General features: G+C 66.6%; 8 protein-coding genes. 5 read left to right on the top strand and 3 right to left on the bottom strand.

The window, feature by feature from the left end; translation table 11 throughout:
• From ribH to VF497_RS05685, 5 genes are all read left to right on the top strand, one after another.
• Positions 1-322, top strand: a 322-nt coding sequence (ribH, locus tag VF497_RS05705; protein ID WP_330886665.1) for a 6,7-dimethyl-8-ribityllumazine synthase, incomplete at its 5' end; no start/stop codon positions are given.
• Positions 315-776, top strand: a complete 462-nt coding sequence (nusB, locus tag VF497_RS05700; RefSeq protein WP_330886664.1) for a transcription antitermination factor NusB — start codon at positions 315-317, stop codon at positions 774-776. The genes ribH and nusB, both read left to right, overlap by 8 nt.
• A gap of 1 nt (position 777) precedes the next feature.
• On the top strand, positions 778-1,734 hold the full coding sequence (gene thiL / locus VF497_RS05695; RefSeq protein ID WP_330886663.1) for a thiamine-phosphate kinase: 957 nt from the start codon (positions 778-780) through the stop codon (positions 1,732-1,734).
• Positions 1,731-2,225, top strand: a complete 495-nt coding sequence (locus tag VF497_RS05690) for a phosphatidylglycerophosphatase A (protein ID WP_330886662.1) — start codon at positions 1,731-1,733, stop codon at positions 2,223-2,225. The genes thiL and VF497_RS05690 overlap by 4 nt, the downstream gene beginning before the upstream one ends.
• Before the next feature lie 60 nt (positions 2,226-2,285).
• Positions 2,286-3,023, top strand: coding sequence for an acetoacetate decarboxylase (locus tag VF497_RS05685; protein ID WP_330886661.1), 738 nt, complete (start codon positions 2,286-2,288; stop codon positions 3,021-3,023).
• A gap of 54 nt (positions 3,024-3,077) precedes the next feature.
• Here VF497_RS05685 and VF497_RS05680 read toward each other — a convergent pair whose 3' ends face one another.
• The 3 genes from VF497_RS05680 to VF497_RS05670 all read right to left on the bottom strand — a co-directional run.
• On the bottom strand, positions 3,078-3,695 hold the full coding sequence (locus VF497_RS05680; RefSeq protein WP_330886660.1) for a BON domain-containing protein: 618 nt from the start codon (positions 3,693-3,695) through the stop codon (positions 3,078-3,080).
• A 71-nt stretch (positions 3,696-3,766) separates the two neighbouring features.
• A complete protein-coding gene (locus tag VF497_RS05675) occupies positions 3,767-4,144 on the bottom strand; it encodes a YraN family protein (RefSeq protein ID WP_330886659.1) in 378 nt (125 codons plus the stop codon).
• A 16-nt stretch (positions 4,145-4,160) separates the two neighbouring features.
• Positions 4,161-4,873, bottom strand: a 713-nt coding sequence (locus VF497_RS05670) for a penicillin-binding protein activator (RefSeq protein ID WP_330886658.1), incomplete at its 5' end; no start/stop codon positions are given.

Raw genomic sequence — 4,873 nt, 5'->3', positions numbered from 1 at the left:
CGCGGCGGAAAAGCTCGCGCTGACGCAAGCGCATGCAGCGATCATTGCGCTTGGCTGCGTCGTGCGCGGCGAAACGCGGCATTACGAACACGTCGCCGACGGCTGCGCGCAGGGCCTGATGCGCGTCGCGCTCGATACCGGCGTGCCCGTGCTCAACGGCGTGCTCGCGGTCGAGCGTCATGCCGATGCGCAGGCGCGCGCCGGCGGCGCGCATGGCAACAAGGGCGAGGAGGTCGCGCTCGCAGCACTGGAGGTGGTGGATCTATGCGAAAAACTGAACGTTGCGATCAAGACGGCGATCAAGGACGAACGCAATGAATAAAGCCCGCCCCGACGGCGTCGATCTCGCCGCGCGTTCGCGCGCGCGCCGGCGCGCGCTGCAGGCCATCTATGCCTGGCAGCTGAGTGGCAATTCGATGGCGAAGGTGATCGACGAATTCCGCCACGAGCAGGACATGGAAGTCGCCGATGTCGAATACTTCGAGGACCTGCTGCGCGGCGTCGACGCGCACTGCGCCGAGCTCGACGCGGCGCTTGCGCCGTTCCTCGACCGCAGCGTCGCCCAGGTCGATCCGATCGAGCGTGCGGCGCTGCGCCTCGCTGCCTACGAACTGCGCCATCGCATCGATGTGCCATATCGCGTCGTCATCAACGAGGCGATCGAAGTGACCAAGCGCTTCGGTGCCGACCACGGCCACACCTACATCAACGGCGTGCTCGACAAGTTCGCGGCGCAGGCGCGGCCGACGGAATACGCTGCCAACTCGCGCGGCTGACGTGGCCGAATTCGCGCTGATCGACCTGATCCGCGCGCGCTGCGCGGTCGCGCGCGAGGATGTGCGCCTCGGCATCGGCGACGACGCGGCGCTGCTCGCGGTTCCAGCGGGGCAGGTGCTCGCGGTCAGCACCGACACGCTCGTGGCAGGTGTGCATTTCCCGAAGGATACGGCGCCGTTCGACATCGGCTGGAAGTCGCTCGCGGTCAACCTTTCCGACCTCGCCGCGATGGGAGCACAACCGGCGTGGGCGACGCTGGCGTTGACCTTGCCCGTAGCCGATGTCGCGTGGGTCGCGGCGTTCGCCGATGGCTTTGCCGCGCTCGCGCGCGAATTCGACCTCGCCCTCGTCGGCGGCGACACGACGCAGGGGCCGCTTTCGATCACCGTCACCGTGCACGGCTTCGTGCCGGAATCGTTGGCGCTGTGCCGCGATGGTGCGAAGGTTGGCGATGCGGTGTTCGTCACCGGCACGCTCGGCGACGCGGCGGCGGGGTTGGCGCTCCTGCAGAGTCCGGTCCCTGAAGGGAAGGAGCATTTGATCTCGAGGTTGAACCGACCCACGCCGCGCATCACGCAAGGCTTGCTGCTGCGCCGCCGCGCGCATGCCTGCATCGATGTGTCGGATGGCCTCGTCGCCGATCTCGGCCACATCTGCACGGCCAGCGCGGTCGGTGCGGAAATCGATCTGGTGCTGCTGCCCGCATCGCCGGCGCTGCTCGGCCTCGTCGCCGACGAAGCGCGCATGCCGTTGCAGCTCGCCGGCGGCGACGACTACGAGTTGTGCTTCAGCGCCGCTCCGGCGATCGCAACTGAACTGCTCGACGATCTTGCGCGCAGTGGTTGCGCCGCGACGCGCATAGGCTGCATCGTCGCCGAGCCGGGCGTGCGCGTACGTGCTGCGGACGGCAGCCTCGCGGCGCCGCCGCGTCCGGGCTGGGAACATTTTTCGCCATGAAACTCGATGCAAGCCAACGCGCCGCACTGCTGCGCGACCCGGCCGGCTGGATCGCCTGCGGCTTCGGCTCGGGGCTGAGTCCGGTCGCGCCCGGCACGGCGGGTTCGCTGGCCGCGCTGTTGCCTTGGTTGGCGCTGCGCGAACTACCGTCGCCGTTGTATTTCACCGTCGTCGCGCTCGCATTCGCGCTCGGTGTGTGGGCCTGCGCGCGCGTTGTCGACAGGTTGCATGTCGACGACCCGGGCTTCGTCGTCTGGGACGAATTCATCGGTCAATGGATCGCGCTGGTGCCGCTGCTGTGGCTGCCGTCCGCGTGGTGGCTGCTTGCGGCAGGGTTCGCGCTGTTCCGTCTTTTCGACATCGCCAAGCCTTGGCCCGTGTCGTGGGCGGACCGCAACATCAAGGGTGGACTCGGCGTCATGCTCGACGATGTTCTTGCCGGCGTCTATGCCGCGCTCGCGCTGACGGTCTTAACGAAACTTGTGGGATAGTGCGATCGCCCTTCTCTCGTCGGCAGGGGCGAACCCCGTTTCCATCCAGATGCTGCTGCCATGACCGAAGACGAAATCCGCAAGAACGCATTCGCGATGCCGATCGACAACCCGGCCTATCCGCCGGGGCCGTACCTGTTCGTCGATCGCGAATATCTGATCATCACTTATCGCACCGATCCCGACGCGCTCGCGAAGGTCGTTCCGGCGCCGCTCGAGATGACCGATCCGGTGGTGAAGTACGAGTTCATCCGCATGCCGGACTCGACCGGCTTCGGCGACTACACCGAGTCGGGCCAGGTCATCCCGGTCAAGTACAAGGGCGAGGTCGGCGGCTACGTGCGCATGATGTTCCTTGACGACCATCCGCCGACCGCGGGCGGGCGTGAGCTCTGGGGCTTCCCGAAGAAGATCGGCGAGCCGACGCTCAAGGTGCATCGCGACACGCTGGTCGGCGAGCTGCGTTATTCGGACATGCCGGTCGCGCGCGGCACGATGGGCTACAAGTACGCGCCGATGGACCGCAACAAGGCGATCGCGAGCCTCGAGGCGCCGGCCTGGCTGCTCAAGATCCTGCCGCACGTCGACGGCACGCCGCGCATCTGCGAACTCGTGCGTTATGCAATGCAATGCAAGGAGTTCAAGGGCGCGTGGACCGGGCCGGGCGCGCTCGACCTGTTCGCGCACGCGCTCGCACCGGTGGCCGACCTGCCGGTGCGCGAAGTCGTCTCGGCCGTGCATCTCAAGGCCGATCTGCTGCTGCCGTACGGCGAGGTCGTGCACGACTATCTCGCCTAGGGGCGCGCGAACGCATTCAATTTCTTTCGCGCGGGACGCGCGACAGTCGAACCCTTACGAGTCGCGCGCGGCGGGCTCGGCGTACTCGAAAACCTTCACCACCTTGGCGACGCCAGTGACATTGCGCGCGACTTCGACGACCGCGTCGGCTTCTTCGCGGCTGACCATGCCCATCAGGTAGACGACGCTGTCGACCGTGGTCACGTTGACCCGGCTCGGATCGAAATCATTGAGGCTGGTGATGTCGAGCAGCGCGGTCTTCACGCGCGCGGTCATCGTGTTGTCGGCGCGGCGGCGCCAGAAGCCGATCGGTTCGTCGGTGACCTCGATTTCGTTGACCACGCGCTTGACGCCGTCGAGATGTTCGACCTGCGCCTGCGCGCGCTGCTTGAGTTCCGCGCTGTGCAACTGACCGCAGAGCAGCAGAGTACCGTTGTAGACGACCGTATGGACGAAGTTGTCGTCCTCGACGAACGCCTTGTCGCGGTTGATCGCGTCGCTTGCGCTCAAGGCGAGGCGGCGGTCGGCGAGCACGGTGCTGGCATCACGACGATCGTGCGCCACGCCGACTCCTGCGGCCACGCCAGCGCCGGCCACGGCGAGCAGGCAGCCTTGCAGCAGCGGCGTTGCCAAGGCGAGAAGGAGTATCAATTTATACAATGGGCGATTCATGGCGATGGGTTCGGGGCGGTGGCGGTACGGTTGCGCTTGGGCGGTGACTCGGCGCTGAATGCGCAATGTCTTCATACCGCTTCGAAGGCATTGCGCGTCCATTCGAAGACGGGTTGCAGTGGCGTGCCGGCGCAGCCGATCACGTCGAAACGGCAGGGCAGGTGGGCGAATCGTGCATGTGCCTGCAGGAACATCTGCGCGGTCTGCACGAGCTTGCGCTGCTTGGCCGCGCCGACCGAGGCGGTGCCGCCGCCTCGCGTCGCATCGTCGCGATAGCGCACTTCGACGAAGACCAAGGCATCTCCATCGCAGCCGCCGCGATCGAGCATGACGAGGTCGATCTCGCCATAGCGGCAATGGAAGTTGCGCGCGACAAGCTCGAATCCGGCTTTGCGCAGATGGGCAAGCGCCGCGCTTTCCCAGAGCTCGCCGATTGCGCGCGTGCTCATCGCGCCGGGCTGCCGCTCACGGCGTCGGTGGATTGCTGATCTGCAGGCTGCCGCTGACCGGCGCGGCGACGCCTTCGTTGAAGCGTGCCCAGGTCAACAGGCGCTGGATGCGGCCGCTGCCGTCGTTGCCGAGCTGGCCGGTCGCGCCGGGCAGATAGGCATCGTGGTGCTGGTTCATCCAGTCGAGATAGGGAACGAGGGCATAGGCATCCATGCCCATCGCGAACAGGCGCGCGCCGGCACCGCGCGCGGATTCGAGCGAGTTGGCGATGTCGCCGTGGCGCGGCAGGCCGACCACGGCATCGAACAACCATGGCGCGTCGCAGAACTCGACGCCGTCGAGATCGCGATCCATGCCCGGGTTGGTCAGGCCGCCGAACAGATGCGAAGTGGCAAAGACGGGCAGGTTGACGTAGCCAGCAAGCTTGAGCTGCGGCACGAACAGGCGCGCCTGCTGCGGGGTCATGCTGATGAACACGCCGCTGTTGACCAAGTTAGCCGCATCGTTGCCTGTGCCCGAGCTTTGCGCAGGCAACGCGGCGAGCGCACTTTTTATATTTGTGGAAAAATTCAATTCGCCGGCCTTCAGCCGCGATTCGCCGATCACGCTGCCGTGTCCGGCCTCGAATTGGGCGCGGAACGCCGCGGCGGCGCGTTCGGCCCAGTCGCTGTCCGCGGCAATGACCGCGGCACGGGTGAGGCCGCGGTCGAGCATGTGCTGCGCGGCTT

It is taken from the genome of Rudaea sp. (assembly GCF_036383415.1).
GTDB lineage: Bacteria > Pseudomonadota > Gammaproteobacteria > Xanthomonadales > Rhodanobacteraceae > Rudaea.
This window is presented reverse-complemented; position numbering and strand designations above follow the sequence as displayed.